Below are 18,577 nucleotides of genomic sequence, written 5' to 3'. Positions count from 1 at the left end.
ATACCATCAGTCAACGCCCTGGAATTACTCAATTGATCAATAGAAAAGTTGTCAAAATCTACTGTTTTTTGAGGGGCTACCGAGGCAACAGTTTATTGTATAAAATTTACTTTTTAACGTTTAAACTGACGGGCCGTGCCAAAGAGTTTGAAAAAGCAGTTAGGCTTCCCGCGGTCCCGTCCAGTGATTGGTCTTTATATCTCACGCCTGAATAAAACTTTCGGGTTATTGATTTCCAGGTAATTCGAAGTAACCGGTATCCCGTCTATTTCACCATCCCCAGCTTCAATTATAAATCCCATACGTTGATGAAAGGTAATCGAAAGCTTGTTAACGGGCGACGTGCATGCTCTAATAATTGTTCTGTTTTTCAATTCACACTGCTTAAAAAACTGATTATATAGTTTTCGTCCAATTCCTTCTTTTCTGAATTGTGGATGAACACCTGCAAAATGTATATAACCGACATTTTCATCTGTTTGTGACATAAAGCCCACAAGAAAACCAATTAATTGATCCGATGCTTCAACAACAAATGAATTGGAACAAAAATGAACAAAAAATACTTTAGGAAGCATAGATCGTAGATCACGACCATCCCACCAATCTGGCATAACAGATATGACTCGCTGGTGGTCAGTTGGTAACGTATTTCGAATTAGGTATTTATCCATATTTCAGCCTTACATGTGTGGAAAAAATAAAAACCGCCAATTAACGTTTACAAAGCCTGCCAAGGATTTGGATTGTATCGGCTACTTTTAAGTTCCATGTACTGGCGCTTAGTCTCATGCAGTTTGTAAATTTATTTTGTAGCGAAAATAAATGACCAGGGGAAAAGAGGATATTTTCAGCCAATGCGTCCTGATAAATCTGTTCAGTATCAATAGGTTCAGGTAATTCCACCCATAAAAATGATCCACCGGAAGGATTGGAGACCCGGGTTGAGTCTGGAAAATGAAGTAATATTTCATTCCGCATGGATTGAACGTTTTCTATTAATTTCCCCTTGACCTTACGTAAATGTCTTTCGTACCCACCCTTGGCTAAAAAACAGGCAACCGCAATTTGGTTAACAGATGCGGTCGAGATGTTCAACAGCATCTTCATTTCTATTACTGACTCATAAAATTTGCCTGGTGCGATCCATCCAATACGCAAACCAGGGGCGATGGTTTTGGAAAAGGATGAGCAGTAAAGCACGTTTCCTGTTTCATCATGACTTTTGCAAGCATCCGGCCGCCGGTGAAAATAAAGATCACCATAAATATCATCTTCTATCAGGGGAATTTTGCTCTGCTCCAGGAGCCAGGCCATCTCCTTTTTCTTCCAGGACGGCATGACAAAACCTCTCGGATTATTAAAATTAGGTATGGAAAAAACAACTTTTACCGGGTGATTTTCAATTACAAATTTAAGCGTGTCCAAAGAGATACCTTCTTCTGGAGAGCTGGGAATTTCAATCACTTTCAAATTCAGCGCCTGCAACAGTTGAAGCAGGTTAAAGTACGTGGGGCTCTCCAAAACGATGGTATCCCCTGGTTTGCATAATGCCATCAACGCCAGAAAAATGGCCTCCTGGCAACCATTGGTGACTATAATGTCATCTGGAGAGAGTGTCAGTCCTGCTGACAAACCCAATCTTGCAATTTGTTGTCTGAGTAATGTGTAACCAGGTGGCAGGAGGTATTCTGCGGCCAAGAGATCATTGTCACTTGCAGCGTCCATCAGATAACGGCCAAAACGTTTTTTGGGCCATAAGTCGGGAGCAACGCCGGAAAGGGCAAGGCTGATCCCGTTTTTATCGAACGCATTGTCTCGAAACATACTGTAAACACGGCAGAACGTAACCTTTTTGGGATCCAACTGCTTTAAGTCTTGCTCGGATGGTTCTACTCGTTCGTTAAAACGATTTTTGACGTAATAACCCGATTGGGGTACGACAGTAATGTAATTCCGGTCTTCCAGGCGCCAATAAGCCTCTTTAACGGTGTTCACGCCGACAGACAGTTCATGGCTTAGTTGTCTGATGGAAGGAATTTTATCACCTTCTTTTAAAGCTCCGCTATGAATCAAGGTTACAATTTTTTCTGCTATTTGCTCGTATCGTGGAGTCCGCATGGTTATCATCCTACAAATTACTTTTGGCCAAAATCTGATAACTATTGTTACCTTATTCGATATATTTTAATTCAATTTCCTCAATTTAAAAAGACACAGTTTGGGTTTGATTTTTGGGTACAGATGACAGAAAAGGACTGCTGTGCCTTAAATATTTTTGTCATTTGCTGCTTATTTTATCCTGTTGAATTCCCTAAATTATCGTCAAAAACGTAATCAAAATGGGGGATTCATGAGATCAAAACTGATGAAATTAAGTCCGGAACAATCTTTTCAATTGGCTAAGAATCAGGTCTTCAACATTTGTGCGGGAGAAGTCAATATTTCATGTATTTCCGGCATTGTTTGGACCACTTGGGCTGGGGGCCGTGAAAAATGCTTGACTCAAGGAGAATCTTTGGTCATTCAATCTCACATTAAAATCTGCATTCAAGCATTTACCGTTTCAAGTGTCCGAATATCGAGAACTCAAACAAGGGTATTGAGAGTTCCACATCGCGTTCTAAATTATTTCACCTTCGATCAATTCCGTCAAATGTAAATTAGTTTTGTTCAATAGATTCATATGGTCAAAAAACAATAAATATGGGGATTAAGGCGATGAAGCAGGATAAAGTATATGTCGACATTAAGGGGGTTATTCTACTTGTAATCCTTTGTGTCTCATGGGGATTGAATCAGGTAGCTATAAAGATATGTATCGCCGTGATACCACCGGTGCTCCAAGCAGGTATCCGTTCCACATGTTCTGCTTTTATAGTGCTGCTTTGGATGTTCTTCCGGGGAAAGTCTGTGTTTGAAAAGGATGGTACTATTTGGTGGGGCATATTAGCAGGATTTTTTTTCTCAGTTCAATTTATCTTATTATTTTGGGGCCTTGAATTTACAAACGCCTCCAGGGCTGTAATTTTATTAAATACTGCTCCCTTTGTAGTGGCATTAGGCGCTCAGCTTTTTTTAAAAACAGAAAGTTTGACTCGAATTCAGATTTTGGGGTTGATAATGGCATTTAGCGGCATCATTGTAGCGTTTCATGAATCATTAAACTTGCCGACCCAGGAAATGTTAATTGGGGATATAATGCTTCTGGGTGCAGCAGTAGCATGGGGGGCAGGCACAGTGCTCATCAAGGCCAGTCCCCTAACCAACGTTTCTCCCAGCAAGGTCCTGCTTTACCAATTATTGGTGTCGGCTCCCATCCTGTTGACGACCTCCGTATTCTTGGAAGAAGGAGGGATTTTAGTCTTGAACTATGTTGCTATAGCATGTCTTATTTACCAAATCATATGGATCGCTTTTATTACTTATGTTGTCTGGTTCTGGCTCATCCGAAAATATCCAGTCTCTCGCATTGCGCCGTTCACTTTTCTAACTCCTCTTTTCGGGGTTATGGCAGGAGCATTTCTTCTCGGAGAGCCAATAACTTCTTTTCTCCTTTGTGCTCTTGTGCTTGTGGGTACTGGTATTTATTTTGTCAATCAGAAATAAAAATTGGTAAAATTTTAGGACACAACCTGGTGAGCCCTAAGTCTATTATCCATCGCTTTGCTGTAAAATTTCAAACCACAACATCTTGGGCCAGATTTGATTCAGGAATCAAACGCTGAGATGAATGAGACCATGATTGTGGACCTTGGTATTTCTCACAAGGCCTGATATTTTTCTTGTAAATTATAGGGTTGCAATATATCCATTAAAATAACAATAAATTGTGGCTTGCCCGACAAGTCTGGGATTTACGTGAAAGCAGTCTGGTAAAGCGTTTTACTGACAAATGCGGGTTTTTGACCCAGCGATGCAAAAAAAGCAGATTTTGGGCCAATCCGTCTAAAAACGTGCAGCAACATAATTAATGTTCGGTTTCAGTCACATAATTAAACAGTAAGATAGAGAAATGAAATTAAACTTATGCGTTCTTGAATGCCTTTTCACAATCCATCGGCTTTCGCCAAATATTGAAATTCCAAATCAAGTCTTCGAAGGCAAATTTTACAGTATCAGTAAAACCGATGATGAATTATCAATCGTCTGTTCTTCGTCTGTGCTTTTGAATTCAGATAGTTCAGAAGACGATTGGTCCTGCATCAAAGTTCTTGGGCCTCTGGATTTTTCTTTAACTGGAATCTTGGCAGATATTTCTGCTGTACTGGCCAAAAAAAATCAGTATTTTTGCAATATCAACATTTGATACTGACTATATATTGGTAAAATCAGACAAACTTCAAGCGGCAAAAATGGCATTACAAAAAGCTGAGTATGCTTTTCAAACTTGAAACCGAATAAATCATTGCAGTGGACCACAAGGGGCAGCTTTTTCTATATTCTGTGGCAATTTTCAAAAGTATTGCTCTCAACAAAATTTAGTGGAACCTTGTTCCCTTCCTGCGGTCGGTGGCCCCCTGAACTCCAACGTTGAAATTTTGAGGAATCATAATACCCACAATGTGTCTATTATCGGTCGCCCAAGCCTAATTGAAAGCGGCATTCAATAGCATAAGCATTGAGTGGTGGGGGTAGGGTTTTCTTGCGACAAGGCTGACAGGGATAGTCCACACTATTTTGGGGCTTTGGGAATCCACACTGGTAATTACGAAGTCCTCACCATTTAATAATACTCTAACCCCGCTCTAAGGGTTAAACGTCGATTTCCCTCCCTTTTTTTGATGAATAGGTAAGGTGTCCCACGATTTCATAAATTAGAGTGCAATTCTGAAAATATAAGATCCGCGCCCCAAGCTTGAGCTGCGGTAAAGGCAAGTTTTCTTTTTTGATGTGATGTTAACGGCTGATCTTGTTTGTAGCCTAAATCATGATTTGCTTCGCTCCATGCATGTTGAAAGAGGGTTTTAATTTGAAGTTCGAAAAATTCTGGCAATTGTGTGCGATCCATTTCATCATCTACAACATCTTCAGGAATCATCAATACATAGTGTTTTCCGACATACCCAAATTCATTCTCCGATTCAGGGATCAGTTGTCTTTTCTCAATTGATCGGTAATATGCTTCTATCTCAGAAGCAACCACCTCGACATCTTCTAAATAAAAAACAATTATTCGTGCTCCTATCTGATCTTGAATTTGATTCAAAGGATCTGAATATTTAGGGGACCCATTCTCTTCTTTTTGTGCTTTTATAATAAATCTATCAAGAGATTTAGGTCTTGCAATTATCCTGTCTATTCTTTGGAAGGCTTCTAACTCGTTAGACAATTTCTTTGATATCCTTTTGGAAATAGACTTCAAATATTTCGTATAGCGTAGCAAGTATTTGTCTTTAAGGTCCATTAATTATTTTGTCCTTTTGAATTTCTCATCAACAATAGATCCAACAGTCGTGAATTTTATCTCTGGGCTATTGTTTCGTTTCTCTGACTTAAAACAGTTATCAAATTCAGCGGATTCAGCTGTTAATATTGCTCCGTTACTTAATTCAATCATTTTATAAGGTAAATACTTTTGAAATTCTTCTTTATCAAAAACAAATTTATCTTCAAGTAGTCTGGTCGGATTCACATTCTGAGACACAGCTTTTGTAGCTTCAGGTGATAAATGAAATAACTTACAGAATTCTGAGATGGCCATTGCCTTATTGGTTATATTTGTTGCCAATTTTACCGATGATGTTATTTCATGTTTTATAGATGGGTCATTACTTTTTTTTATTGCGTCTCGTAATGCAAGAGCAAGCCTTTTAGTCCCTTGTCGTGGTGTGGTTTGAAAATCAGACTTTAGGAATGAGCTGATCCAGTAACCGGCAATTTCTTTGCCACCTGGTAACGCTTGTTTGTCTACCGCTAACCCTTTCCACAAGTTAGGAGATTCTATATTGCATTGATATAGTACTGATTTATAAGAATATGCATTCTTTAAAAAAACTTGCTCAACAAATTCGACTTTCAGAGCCTCTGATTTTTTTTCAGCAACGATCCCTTCATCGGCAGGAAATCTTGATATAATCATTTTCGAATTTTTATCGTTGTATCCAATTGTAAAGAAAAGCAGTCCCATTCCAGATGTTTTAGTTGTAACCGATTGCAAACGGTTTGCCAAAATAAGCCCGTCATCAATTGACCCACTTTCCATGAGAGCTAAAATTTCATCTTTCACGTCATTTTTCTGATCATCATTTTCTGATGTGAAAATAATGGGAATCTTGCAGTCAACCTCAGAATTTTTAAAAATGTCATTTAACATTTTAAAAATCTTTCCTTTTTTAGGGATCTCAACACCACCTATTTCCGGTTGTTCTTCAGCGTTTTTTCCAGGGTAGGTTAAAAAACTAAATATCTTGTCGATTTCCATTTTGATTTCCTTTACTAAAAGTTTCAATTATTTGGAACAATACGACAAATTTTCTATATGTATTTTTGTTGAGAATAAATATATGACCTATAAGCACATGTCAAGGAAGTAACTATTTGAAAATATATATAATTATTTATGAGGATATTTTATATAATAATCGTATTAATTGCGACAAAAAAGATGAATGGGTTTCGACGTCAGAGAGTAGAATAAAAGCGAAGCGTTCAATGTGTCTATAATCGAACTCCCATAGTCTTTGTAGAAGTGGCGTTTGATACTTCTGCCAGTTACCTCTGTTGGCAAGGTCGGGAGTTGATTTTGTAATAACGATTAAACCCGGCCCAGTATCAAATAATTCTGGCCAGTACCATTTAACTGTGGCCCAGTAACGAATAAACCGGGCCGGAGTTGAACTGTAGAAACGGTTTATTCCTGGCCGATGTTTCCCATCAAATCAGGCCAGGTCGATTATGAAATCGGGCTGCTACACGTATGGGTTAGCCGAAGGGAAGTCACTGGAGAGAAGTCCCAGGGCTTTGCCTTGGGACCGAATGAATATGGAGCCGGAAAGGGACCGGCAGCGGGATCGCTGCAATCCCCAGGAGTAAAAACATATTATCGCTATTTCTGGCGGTATCAGCTGGGGGATAGGCCCCCATGGGCGAGAAGGCTGCTGCGGGATCTGGCGGTGCAGCCGAAGAAATGAAATGAACAAAAAGGGCTGAAAAGGCCGTTTTTAGGGCAGGGCGTACTATTCGGACAGATCCGAAACGCTTTTAAACGGAAAATATGGAGGCCGATTTCTCCGATTTATTCCAGAGTGACCTATTATCACCAAATTAGGTTTTAGATTTTTCTCTCTGCCTTTGCGCTCGTTTTCTACAACTTGGGCCATGATATTTGGCCCGGCCATAGACGATCCGGCCACAACCGCACAAACAACGGTTAAGACTTTTGGCTTGATGATCAGGGAAACCAACTTTTTCCCTGTAATAATCCCGTAAAATGAGCTTTGCCAGATACCGGCTTAAAGGAAGGGGAACCCCATTTGCGATTGCCTGTTTTTTCCCTGAAAGGGAGAAAAAAGGGATATCAAAATCAGATGGCAAACCTTGAATATCACAACACGCCCGGAATGATCTTGGGTCATTCCCAAGAACTGCGCCCCCAAGAACAGATTTTCTTGTACCTTTTATCGGGTCAAGCAACCGTCCAGATAAAGACCCAAAGATAAAATGTCGGTTTCTTGAGAACTCCGTGAACCACGACAAATCCAGATCAAATCGTTGTTGTGTGTATCCCTCAAGTTTAAAAGTTGGGAAGTTCGCCACGTTTTCAAATAAGAACCATTTAGGCTGTGAAGCTGTCACTATTCGGCAATACTCTTTTAACATTTCATCGCCGTAACCCGTAGGGTTTCGGTTTAAAGCGCAAAAATCTTGACAAGGTGAACCGCCAAACACACCAGCAAATACAGATCCGGGAGGGGTGAAGTTTCGAATATCTCCACCGGTTATCAAGTCGGGGGAGCGAACAACGCAAAAGCCGTTTTCTTCAAAGCCCATCCCCAAGAGATCAATACCGGGGAATAAAGATAAAAGTAATTTGTTCTTCATACCGGAAGAATATCAAACGAACTGTGACTTGTCCAGGACAAAAAACGTGACTGTCCTGGGCAATAAAACGTGACTGAGCTCAGGAGTAAATTGTGACGCATCGATCGCAATTTGTGTGACGCGACCGGCAACATAAATGTGACTATCCGGAACAAGGAAATGTGACCCGCCGGCGGCAAAAAATGTGACGGATTTATAAAAACCTGTTACCACCATTTTTAATGGTGGGGCCCCAGGGTTCCGGCAGTCACCACCATTTTTGGTGGTGCTGGCCAGAAATAGCTTGCCATTACCGCCGAAAATGGCGATAATGGCCACATGAAAAAGCGAAGATACCCAGGGGGCAAAGCAGGCTTTGGAGTCTATCAGACGATTATCAACATCATGCCCCCGCATGAAACATATATTGAAACCCATTTGGGAGAAGGGGCGATCCTAAGGAAAAAACGCCTTGCTGTTCAAAATTATGGCATTGACATTGATCCCCTGCTTGTTCAGAAGTGGATCAACTCAACGCCTGAAAAAACAAAGATCATCCAGGGGGATGCCGTCAAGTTTTTGGACGGGTTTAGCTTTACCGGAAAGGAGCTAGTCTATTGCGATCCTCCTTATCTGAAAGAAACCCGAAAAACAGGCCGGATTTATCGATACGAATATACCCGGGAGCAACATATAGACCTATTGGATTGTATCGTAACCTTGCCCTGTAAAGTCATTATTTCCGGATATTTTTCAAAGCTCTATTCTGAAAAATTATCCTCCTGGAATGTCCAGACATTTCAGGCCCAAACTAGTGGCGGTATTCCTGCAACCGAATATCTTTGGTTCAATTTTGAAAAACCCTTGTTCCTCCATGATCCGCAGTACATAGGCAAGGATTATCGAGAACGGGAACGAATTAAAAAGAAAGCTTCCCGGTGGGTAAACCGATTTGAATCTTTGCCCATGCTTGAAAAGCAAGCGATAATGGCACAATTAGAAAAAAGTGGAGTTTTTGAAAAAAACTCCTTCCTTTTATAAACCGCCGATAGGCGGTCAATCAGCTTGATGATTTTTTGAAAAAAAATCTACCTTATTCGGCGAATAAGGTAGATTGGGAAAACCTTCCCTATTCCCGGGAAGGTGGAAAAGTAAAAGGCCGGTTTCCCGGCCTTTTTTCAGTACGGGCGGAGCCCGTCGAAAATTTTTTCAAAATTTACTCTGGTGGGGTTTTTTCGATTTTGTCACAAAGTTTGTTGAATTCTGCTTCAATCCGTCTTTTTTCTAGCATAATTTTTTTCAATTCGGCTAGTTGCTGTCTCAAGCTTTCGTTTTCTTTAACTAGTTTTTGCCTAGGGCCGCTGATTTTTTCCATGGTTTCCAACTTTTCGATATTGGATAAAAAATTTTTCACAACATAATCAACAACACCGGCACCCGTATTTATTTTTAATCTGTCTTTAAGAGCGACAATTCTTTCTAATGTCTCTCTCTTTAGAACATGGACAACTTTCATTGTTTCCCTTTCCATGGGCAGAAATTAAAATATCAAAACAGGTTCCCGTGAAAGAGAACCTATTTTGATATTTCTTTTAACCTTTTATGTTTGAATTTTCAAACATCCTTGCTTTAAAGGTTATTTTGGCCTTCTACCCAAGGCCGGGAAAATTAAAAAGATCGTTGCCGGTTTAGTATTATTTTATTCGATTTGATCAATAAGTCAAGCTTGGTTGGCAAAATGATACTAAAATTTAATACTTTTTTAGACAATCTCATTTAATGACCAGGAAGGCTTAATCGCATCATGAAAAAGCATTGTGCAATATTTTGAACCGTCCATAGCAATGGGATGACTTTTATCATCCATTTCGCAATGACTACACCATTCCGGATAATTTTCATCTACCCAGGCCGCTTTTAACATTGGTTCAACCCGGGCAGGAACCCGGATACCTGGCAAAAAGCTTTCCTGAAAGCAAGAATAATCATAATCCGGGGCATACGGTTTCTTTTTTAAATAAATCCAGTATTGCATAATGTCTGCTCCTTACCCTTGATAGATCCGGCCAGATCCTACTTGATAACTGTTCTGGTCCTCATCCTCTGAAAGAATATTAAAAATAATGGTGAACTCGTCTTCGTCCTCAATTTCAATGGTGCAATGTTCCTTGAGGTCAAGGATCGCAGCTAATTTTACAGCGTTCAAAATGTCTTTGGTGGCCTTTTTAAAATCCTGGTAATTACAAAACTGCCCACGGAGAAACGTTTCTCCGTTAAAAATTGGGCGGGTGGCGTATGCTTCAAAAGATACTTTCATTTATATCTATCCTTTCGGCCCTGGCCGGTGTGACCAGGGCTTTGATAAAATTTATTAAGAAAGAAGGTCTTTGATTTCGGTCTTTAGTTGGGGAACCATGCCCTTTGCAGCCATTGAACAAAACGCCCCGGCTCCACAAATCACATGCTCATGAAATTGAATTCCCATCACATAACAAGCGGCCATGATTTTTTTAGTGATCTCTTTGTCACATTTAGACGGGTTTATATCTCCAGATGGGTGATTATGTGCCACAATCAAAGCCGCTGCCCCTTTATCAAGACAGGCCTTGATAATTTCTCTTGGATAAACAGAACATCCGCTTATAGTCCCTGAAAACAAAATATCAATTGACAGGATTTCATTTTTTGCATTCAAAAAAAGACAATAGAATTTTTCAGTGGTTGGGTGCTGTGCCATTAAAGGCTTTAAGATATTATAAAGGGTTTCAGGTGAACTGATTTCCTCCCCCCTGACGGATTCATTGACCATACCGGCCAACTCGCCGGACAATAACGCTTCTTTAAAGCTTACTTGTCTTGTGTTCCTGGTGCTTGCGAATAAATTCATAGTTTTTTGCATGATTTGAATCTCCCTTGCTCGATTGCTGCCCTCTACCCAGGGCGGTTAAAAATCTATTTATTCAGGTTTCTAAAACCTGAGAAAAAAGCCCTTTATCAGTTTAAATTTTAATTAACCCCTGAACCCGCCTATCTTTCAAAGCGACGGGAATGCCCGGCAACAGACAAAACCCTGATTTTATGAAGGGCGGGAAATATTTTTTGGAATCCGGCTTTGCAGGATCCCCAAAAATATTTTTTTGCTGTTGCAAGGGCGAATGACCAAAGCGTTAAATTGCGGGTTTTTCAGGGGTGATTTTAGTAGAAACCGGGGCAGTATTCCGGTTTCCTTCCTCAGATCCGGGCCTTAGTCCGGAACAAATACGGCGGGACGGCGTAAGGGTTAGCCGAAGGGAAGTCACTGGAGGGAAGTTCCAGGGCTTTGCCCCTGGGACCGAATGAACATGGAGCCGGAAAGGGACCGGCAGCGGGATCGCTGCAATCTCCAGGAGTAAAAACATATCATCGCCATTTCTGGCGGTATCAGCTGGGGGCCAGGCCCTCATGGGCAAGAAGGCTGCTGCGGGATTTGGCGGTGCAGCCGGGAAAATGAAAGAAACTAAAAGGGCTGAAAAGGCCGTTTTTAGGGCAGGGCGTACTATTCGGACAGATCCGAAACGCTTTTAAACGGAAAATATGGAGGCCGATTTCTCCGATTCCCCATAAAAAAAGGCCCTTACCAACATTTTGAATGGTAAAGGCCCTTTTTTGGGATATAATGATTCTGGTCCATAGGGGACCGAATCAGCTTTTATGCAAGGGTACGAGGTCGGCAGCTTCGTACCCTTCGCATTTTTACCGTCTGCGGCCCTTGGTATTCTCCCGGGGCTGCTGCTTTTTAACGTTTATCTGCTCCGGCTGCGGTCATCTCTTTATGTTGTTCAACAAGTTTTTTTATTGCCATATCATACCCGATTCTCATTTCATCCCTCCGAATCTTTCATTTATCGTGTTTTTGGTTTTTGATTAGCTTTTAGTCTGGCTTCCCAAACGGCTTTTCCCGCCTTACCCCTTGGCCTTACCTGGGGCCTTTTCCTGGTTGGGTATTGAGCAAAAACACGCTTTTCAAGCTGGCGGAGATCCGCCAAGGCCTGGTTTTTCTTCTCCGGGCCAAGATCAATTTTTTTCATATCTGCCCTGGCTGCGGAAACCTGTTGTGCTAGCTGCGTGGAAAGGCTTTCCAAAGCTCTCTTTTTCTTTAGTTTTTCCACGGCTGTTTCCGGGTTCAGCTTTTTAACGGCCAAGGCAGACTTTACGGTATCATTTAATGATGAATAGCGATCTTTCAGGCCGATATTATAGCCGAATTCTCCCAACCTGGAACTCTTAGCGGCTTCTTGTATGAAAGCCTTGTTTTCAGAAGAAACCCGCCCTTTGTCATGAGCCAGTTTCATATCTTTTTCATACTGTGCCAAGATATAAAGAGAATCTTGTTTTGTCTGCTCTGGTGCCGTGGATTCCTTGATAAATTGCCGGGCGATATCAAGTTTAGATTCAAAGGCTTTTCGATTCTTCTTTATAATTGTGTCTATCTGCTGTCTCTTTTTGCTCTCCTGGGGCAATTCTTCGGCCTGGGTAACGGCCTTCCGGAATTGCCCGAATTCCTGACCGTATTTTCTGAATGTGGCTGCAATTTCCTTTTCAGCGCCCGGGCGGTTCTTGGTAATCTGTCTTTCCATAGAACGCAAGGCCGCTAAAAGCTCCCGTCTTTTCTTGGTTTCGGGCTCAGTGTTCTTTTTTACTTGGTCCCGGAGCCTGACAATCAGTTTAGACGCATTTTTACGATATAAAAAAGCGTCCTGAGTCGGTGCCGCCCTTCTCATGGCCCGTTGAAACTGCCTTTCATTTTTCTGGAGTTGATCAACGCCCTGGTTGACCATGGCGATGATATTTGGCCGGTCCTTCCGGAGCGTGGCAACATGATCAAGTCCCAATTCCGTCATTTTTTGAGCAAACCGGGTTCGGATCTGGAAGATTTCAGGCGGATTAAGCCTTAGTTTGGGCTGGCCTTTGAATTTATTATGGCATTTGATGACAAAATGGACATGCGGATTTCCTGAATCCTTATGCAGAGCCGCCACATATTCAAACCCTTTTTCACCTATCTCTTTTTCAATGGCTTCCCGGGCAGCGGCCAAGACTTTAGCCGCATTCTCTTCCGTGTTTTTACAATCACTAGAAAGCATGATATGGGCTGCATCCCGCTTTTTTCGGGATAAGCCGGGTTTGGCCCTGTCAAAGTCTTGTCTCCAGCGGTCATAAACTTTTAAAACCGCTTTTTCTCCTTTGACAGTTTGGGCAAATTCGTCCTCGCATTCAACATCCGGCTTTTTCTCCGTATCAATCCGACTGATATAGTCCAAGGCGATCTTTACCCGGTGGCCCCGGCTGTAGCTGATCACTTTGACCACTGCCTCAGATTTAGCAGAATACAAAGCCGGGATATAATCAGGGTTCGCAAATCGACCCCCAAGGCCCGTTTTTAATCCGGAATTTAATCCGGACCAAAACGGACGGCCAATTGACCTAGCCTTTCCGCCGCCCCTGGATGTCGGGCCGTTAAAATCATCTTCATATATTCGAGATTCGACCATGATTTATATCTCCTGGGCACCCATAACCATGTCTTCAATTTTCCGGTATGCATCTATCATGATGTCAAACTGTTGTTTAAGTTCATGATGGCATTCGGCAAGGTCTTTTTCATGAACAATACCCGTAGTATTAAAATACATAGCAATCTGATTCAGATTGCCCCCCACCCGGGCCAGATCCGCCCGTTGTTTTTTCAATTCGGCTATAACTTCTTTTATAGGGAATTGATTTTTGGGGCGGTTATCCTTCAAATATGCAGCTATAGCCCTTTTGATAAGGTCAGGAAATTTCATTCTGGATTCTTTCATAAAAATTTCCACCGCGTTATCAAGTCGGCCTAACCTAACGGCTCTCGGTTTGGTGTATTTATCCTGCATATTTGATCCTTCCAGCATGGGACCCTTTAGGGAAAATGCTCTTGGGGGTTCCCTTTTAAGGGGGGGCTCTGCCCCGGTCTTTTTATGGTGCGGATTGTACCAGAAAAAGCAGGACTTGGCAAATTGTTTACAATTTGCGTATCCTGCCAATAGACATTAACCCTTCCTTGTTATTCTGATCAGGTGGGTTAGTAGGCTATTTTTGACCTCCTTTTGGAAAGGAGGGCCGGTCATAACCGGCTACCATTCTTTTAAATTGGCTTGAAACCCTTATAAATAAAGGCCTTTCCGCCTTCCGGCGGCTGATTTGGTGCGCTTTGGAACAACCTTTTTATTAGCTTGGAACACTTTAAAAATCAACTGGAACACTCCATTCTAAAGCCGGAACACTCCATTTTCAAACTGGAACAGCCTTAAACCACGGTATTTTCCACGGGTTCCCGGGAAAAGAGAGATTTGGTCGTTTTAATAAATTCTGCCTTCGGCCCATCCATAATAATTGACGTTCCAGGGCCACAACAGAAAAAAATATTTTTTGATCGGAGATAAAAAAATATTCCCGCCCTTTTCAGGGTTTTTCTATTGCTGTCCCTTTCTCTTTCAATTTGTTTTTTAGATGGGTTCAGGCAGGGGGAAATCAAAATTTAAACTAATAAAGGGCTTTTTTTTCAGGTTTTAGAAACCTGAAGAAACAGGTTTTTGATTTAACCCAAGATGAAAGGATAAAATTATGATTGAATTCTCTGCTGACACCCTGGCCGATCTCCCGGATTTGTTTACGAATGAAGAAACACCATTCAAAAATAGACTGATCCAGCTTCATTTATTCTCATTTCAAGCAGATTGGTTTATCTGCGAGTATAATCCGGCCTGGCAAAATTTTTATGGAATGATGGTTTTCCGGAATGACTTTAAAAATGCCCGATGGGGTTATTTTACTCTTCCGGAACTGGAAGAACTTTCAAAAGTAACGGAAATTCACTGGAATAAAAATTTTATTCCCAGGGCTGTAAAGGATTTAAAACCCCTGGTAGTTAAGTTTAAAGGAATACAAAGAATTTACTGTTAGATGGCCGTCATCGTCGGCCCTGGTGGTGTCAGCTCTCCCCCGGGATCTCCCGGGGAGCTGACCGCCATGGGCGGCAAGGCTACGTCAGATCTCTAAAAAATTGAATATTTCCCGGTCCATAGACCGGAACACAGACGGCGGGACGGCGTAAGGGTTAGCCGAAGGGAAGTCACTGGAGGGAAGTTCCAGGGCATCGCCCTGGAACCGAATGAATATGGAGCCGGAAAGGGACCGGCAGCGGGATCGCTGCAATCCCCATAGTCCATTTCTTCAAATTTTGTAACTCTAAAAGCCTCGACCGTAAAAATAATCGTTCCTAAAAAAACAAATCCTATAATCAACCATTGGTTATCTTTGGCCGGACCTGGCAAGAAAAAAGGAGGCAACACATAAAAAAAAGAGGCTATTAGTCCAGTCAAACCCGTTCGATATCCTATTCGGCTTTTCGGTTTTCGAAAATTCAATTTTTGCCGTTCATACTCCATTAATAGCATCAGCGTTTTACACGTCAAATAAGCCCCGTAAATAATACAAACCCAAAGGGTTATCATTAAAACAAACAGAAATTCCATAATAATCTCTCCTACTCTATTTTAATCGGTCGAGTTGCGTGGTTTAATTTTGATCAGATAAAAACTGATTGCAAAAAACAAAAAAATGAATATCAAAATAACAACTCCATGAACAAAAAAATGGAAGTCTACTTGTACTCCAATCTTCTTTATAAGGAAGCCAGAGGTAAAAATTGCCATTTTTACATAAAGAGCAGCCCCACCGAAAGCAACGGTCAGGATACCGATAAGCTTTAGAAAAGCTTTCATGCCCACTCCCCTATTTTGTTTCATCCTGGGCAGATCCCCCAGGGCGGTTATTCTTTCGATTTAATTCGGAATAAATAATAAAGATTGCCGCCCCCCCGGATGCAATCACAGGGGGAATGTCTTTTCCGTCAAATTCATGACCGGGAAAGAAAAAAGCGGCAAAACCTAAGACTACTGAAAAAAGAGCCAAGATAATCCCAATGGTGAACATAAACCATTTATCAAAAACTCTGTCTGAACCTTTTGGTCCATTGGGATTCTGAGATTTTAGCCAGGGCGAACAATCAAGAGTATGATCCACTTCAACCCTATCTAAATCACACTGCCCAAAGCCTTCACAGTCAATATATGGGTAAAATTCCAAATCAGAAGATTCAAGAGTGTAAGCCTGGGTCAGTGTAGTTGTTTTTACAACACCTTCTTTTTCAGATTTTTTTATTAGGATCGGCACACCGGGCCAAAATGTTTTATTCCATTTATCAGCTTTTAATTTGGCTTTTTCCATATCTTCTCCCGGGGCCTATCTCCCCTATTTTGTATCATTCAATGACGGTTGACTTATATTCCTCGACCCTATCAACATACTGCGGCTTGCTACCACGGACTATTCGAAAAGCTTTCTGACAACCTGGGCAGGGATCAATTGAATACATGGACTCATGAGGACCTAAAAGGACTTCCCCACATTGACAGACCCAAGCAGCATTGTTTCCGACGCAACGTGCTTGGGTGGAACTACCATCCTGCCATTGAACCTGGGCCTCGTAATATTTTGCCATCTGTATACTCTCCTATTCCGTTTCAAAATTGATATTTAAGCCTTGAATAAAAGCACTATCCAAAAAACAAAGGTCGAGACTGGCAAAACATAATTCATAATATGTTTCCCTGGTATGCTTTTTCCGGCTTTTACGACTCCAAGAAGAAAGCTACTATTTAAAAGCTCTTCTTTTCCAATGTAATCCAATCTATTGCTCTGTCTGAGTGAGATAAAAAACCACGCCCCTGTATATATTAAGCCTAATATCCCAATAGTGACCCTTAAAAAATCTTCACTTGGATTTAAAGCCATATATGCTGTAATCATCATTGCTTCTGCAACTAAAAAAAAATTTGTGCGGCCTTCACGAATAGAATCAATATGCTTGAATACATCCCATTTAAAGTCTCGATCATTCCGCGCTCGGCATTTAGGACATTCCGTTTCCTCTTTAGCTGGCTCAGACATAAACTTTCCTTTATTTTGGTTCAGTATATTCAAACTTAATGTGAGCAATAAGAGTAACCGGCAGATAAGGTTTTATCCTCCGGGTTCTTAAACTGGTATAAATAAAAGCTGTGTTATTTCCCGTTTTGGTGGCTATAATATCGCCTGTCCTATTTTCAAACATTTGCCCTATTTCTACATCTTCAAAGTTACACGAAATCCCACGACTGCTAACTCTGGCTGTAAACGATACCGAATCTTTTTTAACCTCAACCTTATCGGGCTTCATGCCGTGTATCCTTTATTTTGGTTCGTCCTGGGGAAGTTCCCCAGGACGGCAGTATCAAAGTTTTCACATTACCAATTGCAATTTTCCGCAGCGATAATAGCCCCAACCCTATTCTCTTTAGTAAGGATTACATATCCATTATGTTGGAAGTGGGCACCCCAACCGTGTTCGTTTGCTTCTTCTTTGCTTTCAAACTCAGTATGGGCGGTAAAAGACACTCTTGGGGTTTCAATTCTTTTCTTGATCTTTTTCATTTCTAACTCCTTGACTCTGATTAATGATATCTCTTCATAGCACCGTGACCGGTCACAGGTCAAGTTATTTATTTGCTTTTTCACGCTTTTTTTTAAGTTTTTCCTCAAGTGTTCGGATCTCCGGCCAGTCGCCCGGGTGAGCCCAAACATCACGGCGAACAAGGCCAAGCTCGGCCTTACGCTCTCGCTCTTTCCGTTTTCTCTCTGCTGCCGATTGAGCCATGTTAAAACCTCTATATATTGCGATGCCGGCAGCACGTACCGACACCATAAACCTGACCGCAAGCCACATTTACGATACACATACACCGGGGATCAGCATCATCATACAGTAATTTATTTAATCCTATTTTCATTCCCGCTCCCTATTTAGTCCAGTTTTCAATAAGTAAATTGGAAACTCTCTTAAAATGCTTTTCATTATTTGTGACCAGGATCATGCCCTGGCTTCTGGCATGGGCGGCTATCATCATATCCATGTTACCGATGGTCATTCCCTGCCCTTCCAATTCCGCCCGGATCTGGCTGTAATGCTCGGCAGCAACCCGGTCCCATAAAAGGATATCAACATGCACGATAAATTGATCAACAAGGCCCTGGTGCTTTGATGGATTAGCCGCCCTTTGGATACCATAAAGAAATTCTGCGTAACTGATAATAGACAGACAAAATTGATCCATTTCAAGGGTGTTAAACCGTTCTAATACCTGTAAGGGCTTTTCCCGCATAATGTAGCTGCAAATGTCCGTATCAAGCATATATTTAGTCATCAAAAATATGCCTTTCCTGCGGTGGCGTGTCCTGCCGGTCCGTCATAAAATCAGGGTCCGCCTTTTCACCAGACAGAAAAAAATCATTCCATGAATCCGGTTTAGGTGAAAGGATCACATTGTCACCCTCTTTTTTGATAAAAACCTCCGTGCCTTCAAATCGAAACTCTTTAGGCAATCTGACCGCCTGGCTTCTTCCGTTTAAAAAAATCTTAGCTGTTTCCATAACCCCCCCC

At 41.4% G+C, this 18,577-nt stretch carries 24 protein-coding genes and 1 pseudogene; 4 read left to right on the top strand and 21 right to left on the bottom strand.

Features of this window, described 5'->3' with window-relative positions; genetic code table 11:
* Positions 1-194: 194 nt before the first annotated feature.
* Together F608_RS0130185 and F608_RS0130180 are read right to left on the bottom strand one after the other, a co-directional pair.
* Positions 195-674, bottom strand: a complete 480-nt coding sequence (locus tag F608_RS0130185; RefSeq protein WP_022663693.1) for a GNAT family N-acetyltransferase — start codon at positions 672-674, stop codon at positions 195-197.
* Positions 675-714: 40 nt separating this feature from the next.
* Positions 715-2,121, bottom strand: a complete 1,407-nt coding sequence (locus F608_RS0130180) for an aminotransferase-like domain-containing protein (RefSeq protein ID WP_022663692.1) — start codon at positions 2,119-2,121, stop codon at positions 715-717.
* A gap of 600 nt (positions 2,122-2,721) precedes the next feature.
* Here F608_RS0130180 and F608_RS0130175 point away from each other — a divergent pair.
* The gene (locus F608_RS0130175; RefSeq protein WP_022663691.1) at positions 2,722-3,609 is read left to right on the top strand and encodes a DMT family transporter; all 888 of its coding nucleotides are present in this window, start codon (positions 2,722-2,724) and stop codon (positions 3,607-3,609) included.
* 406 nt (positions 3,610-4,015) lie between these two features.
* Positions 4,016-4,394, top strand: a pseudogene (locus tag F608_RS34255) (ACT domain-containing protein).
* 416 nt (positions 4,395-4,810) lie between these two features.
* Here F608_RS34255 and F608_RS0130165 read toward each other — a convergent pair.
* From F608_RS0130165 to F608_RS0130145, 4 genes are all read right to left on the bottom strand, one after another.
* Positions 4,811-5,407 (bottom strand): GTP pyrophosphokinase, encoded by a 597-nt coding sequence (locus tag F608_RS0130165; RefSeq protein WP_022663690.1) that lies wholly within the window; start codon positions 5,405-5,407, stop codon positions 4,811-4,813.
* A 3-nt stretch (positions 5,408-5,410) separates the two neighbouring features.
* Positions 5,411-6,424 carry a hypothetical protein gene (locus F608_RS0130160; protein ID WP_022663689.1) on the bottom strand — a complete coding sequence of 338 codons (1,014 nt, stop codon included), beginning with the start codon at positions 6,422-6,424 and terminating at the stop codon, positions 5,411-5,413.
* Positions 6,425-7,266: 842 nt separating this feature from the next.
* The gene (locus tag F608_RS36020; protein ID WP_084681332.1) at positions 7,267-8,043 is read right to left on the bottom strand and encodes a DNA cytosine methyltransferase; all 777 of its coding nucleotides are present in this window, start codon (positions 8,041-8,043) and stop codon (positions 7,267-7,269) included.
* A gap of 12 nt (positions 8,044-8,055) precedes the next feature.
* The gene (locus F608_RS0130145; RefSeq protein ID WP_022669490.1) at positions 8,056-8,361 is read right to left on the bottom strand and encodes a hypothetical protein; all 306 of its coding nucleotides are present in this window, start codon (positions 8,359-8,361) and stop codon (positions 8,056-8,058) included.
* Between F608_RS0130145 and F608_RS34045 the strand changes: the two genes are divergently transcribed.
* Entirely contained in the window at positions 8,362-9,063 is a 702-nt protein-coding gene (locus tag F608_RS34045) for a DNA adenine methylase (protein ID WP_022669489.1), read from the top strand.
* Positions 9,064-9,238: 175 nt separating this feature from the next.
* Here the strand turns inward: F608_RS34045 and F608_RS0130135 are convergent, their stop codons facing one another.
* The 6 genes from F608_RS0130135 to F608_RS0130095 all read right to left on the bottom strand — a co-directional run bounded on the left by F608_RS0130135 (position 9,239) and on the right by F608_RS0130095 (position 14,081).
* Positions 9,239-9,538 (bottom strand): hypothetical protein, encoded by a 300-nt coding sequence (locus tag F608_RS0130135; protein ID WP_022669488.1) that lies wholly within the window; start codon positions 9,536-9,538, stop codon positions 9,239-9,241.
* Positions 9,539-9,784: 246 nt separating this feature from the next.
* Positions 9,785-10,057, bottom strand: coding sequence for a hypothetical protein (locus F608_RS0130130; RefSeq protein ID WP_022669487.1), 273 nt, complete (start codon positions 10,055-10,057; stop codon positions 9,785-9,787).
* Between the two features lie 12 nt (positions 10,058-10,069).
* Positions 10,070-10,339: a hypothetical protein gene (locus F608_RS0130125; protein WP_022669486.1), complete on the bottom strand. Its 270-nt coding sequence runs from the start codon at positions 10,337-10,339 to the stop codon at positions 10,070-10,072.
* Between the two features lie 54 nt (positions 10,340-10,393).
* The gene (locus F608_RS34040) at positions 10,394-10,921 is read right to left on the bottom strand and encodes a JAB domain-containing protein (protein ID WP_022669485.1); all 528 of its coding nucleotides are present in this window, start codon (positions 10,919-10,921) and stop codon (positions 10,394-10,396) included.
* 982 nt (positions 10,922-11,903) lie between these two features.
* Positions 11,904-13,553 (bottom strand): relaxase/mobilization nuclease domain-containing protein, encoded by a 1,650-nt coding sequence (locus F608_RS0130100; RefSeq protein WP_022669483.1) that lies wholly within the window; start codon positions 13,551-13,553, stop codon positions 11,904-11,906.
* 3 nt (positions 13,554-13,556) lie between these two features.
* Positions 13,557-14,081, bottom strand: coding sequence for a MobC domain-containing protein (locus tag F608_RS0130095; protein ID WP_022669482.1), 525 nt, complete (start codon positions 14,079-14,081; stop codon positions 13,557-13,559).
* 580 nt (positions 14,082-14,661) lie between these two features.
* On the opposite strand from F608_RS0130095, the gene F608_RS0130085 reads away from it, so the two are divergent.
* On the top strand, positions 14,662-15,000 hold the full coding sequence (locus tag F608_RS0130085) for a hypothetical protein (protein WP_022669480.1): 339 nt from the start codon (positions 14,662-14,664) through the stop codon (positions 14,998-15,000).
* A 92-nt stretch (positions 15,001-15,092) separates the two neighbouring features.
* On the opposite strand, the gene F608_RS0130080 is transcribed toward F608_RS0130085, so the two are convergent.
* The 9 genes from F608_RS0130080 to vapB form a co-directional block, all read right to left on the bottom strand.
* Entirely contained in the window at positions 15,093-15,572 is a 480-nt protein-coding gene (locus F608_RS0130080; protein WP_022669478.1) for a hypothetical protein, read from the bottom strand.
* A 21-nt stretch (positions 15,573-15,593) separates the two neighbouring features.
* Positions 15,594-15,821, bottom strand: a complete 228-nt coding sequence (locus F608_RS0130075) for a hypothetical protein (RefSeq protein WP_022669477.1) — start codon at positions 15,819-15,821, stop codon at positions 15,594-15,596.
* Between the two features lie 10 nt (positions 15,822-15,831).
* A complete protein-coding gene (locus F608_RS0130070; protein WP_022669476.1) occupies positions 15,832-16,326 on the bottom strand; it encodes a hypothetical protein in 495 nt (164 codons plus the stop codon).
* 309 nt (positions 16,327-16,635) lie between these two features.
* On the bottom strand, positions 16,636-17,049 hold the full coding sequence (locus tag F608_RS0130060; protein WP_022669474.1) for a hypothetical protein: 414 nt from the start codon (positions 17,047-17,049) through the stop codon (positions 16,636-16,638).
* Positions 17,050-17,059: 10 nt separating this feature from the next.
* On the bottom strand, positions 17,060-17,317 hold the full coding sequence (locus F608_RS0130055) for a hypothetical protein (RefSeq protein WP_022669473.1): 258 nt from the start codon (positions 17,315-17,317) through the stop codon (positions 17,060-17,062).
* Positions 17,318-17,385: 68 nt separating this feature from the next.
* Positions 17,386-17,571, bottom strand: coding sequence for a hypothetical protein (locus tag F608_RS0130050; RefSeq protein ID WP_022669472.1), 186 nt, complete (start codon positions 17,569-17,571; stop codon positions 17,386-17,388).
* 64 nt (positions 17,572-17,635) lie between these two features.
* Complete coding sequence (locus F608_RS0130045) at positions 17,636-17,794, bottom strand: hypothetical protein (protein WP_153307650.1); 159 nt, start codon at positions 17,792-17,794, stop codon at positions 17,636-17,638.
* A gap of 142 nt (positions 17,795-17,936) precedes the next feature.
* The gene (gene vapC, locus F608_RS0130040; RefSeq protein WP_022669470.1) at positions 17,937-18,341 is read right to left on the bottom strand and encodes a type II toxin-antitoxin system tRNA(fMet)-specific endonuclease VapC; all 405 of its coding nucleotides are present in this window, start codon (positions 18,339-18,341) and stop codon (positions 17,937-17,939) included.
* On the bottom strand, positions 18,334-18,567 hold the full coding sequence (vapB, locus tag F608_RS0130035; protein ID WP_022669469.1) for a type II toxin-antitoxin system antitoxin VapB: 234 nt from the start codon (positions 18,565-18,567) through the stop codon (positions 18,334-18,336). Before vapB ends, vapC begins: the two co-directional genes overlap by 8 nt.
* Positions 18,568-18,577: the final 10 nt, after the last annotated feature.

It is taken from the genome of Desulfospira joergensenii DSM 10085 (assembly GCF_000420085.1).
In the GTDB taxonomy this organism is placed as follows: Bacteria; Desulfobacterota; Desulfobacteria; order Desulfobacterales; family Desulfobacteraceae; genus Desulfospira; species Desulfospira joergensenii.
The sequence above is the reverse complement of the archived record's forward strand: the minus strand, read 5'-3'. Positions and strand labels throughout refer to the sequence as shown.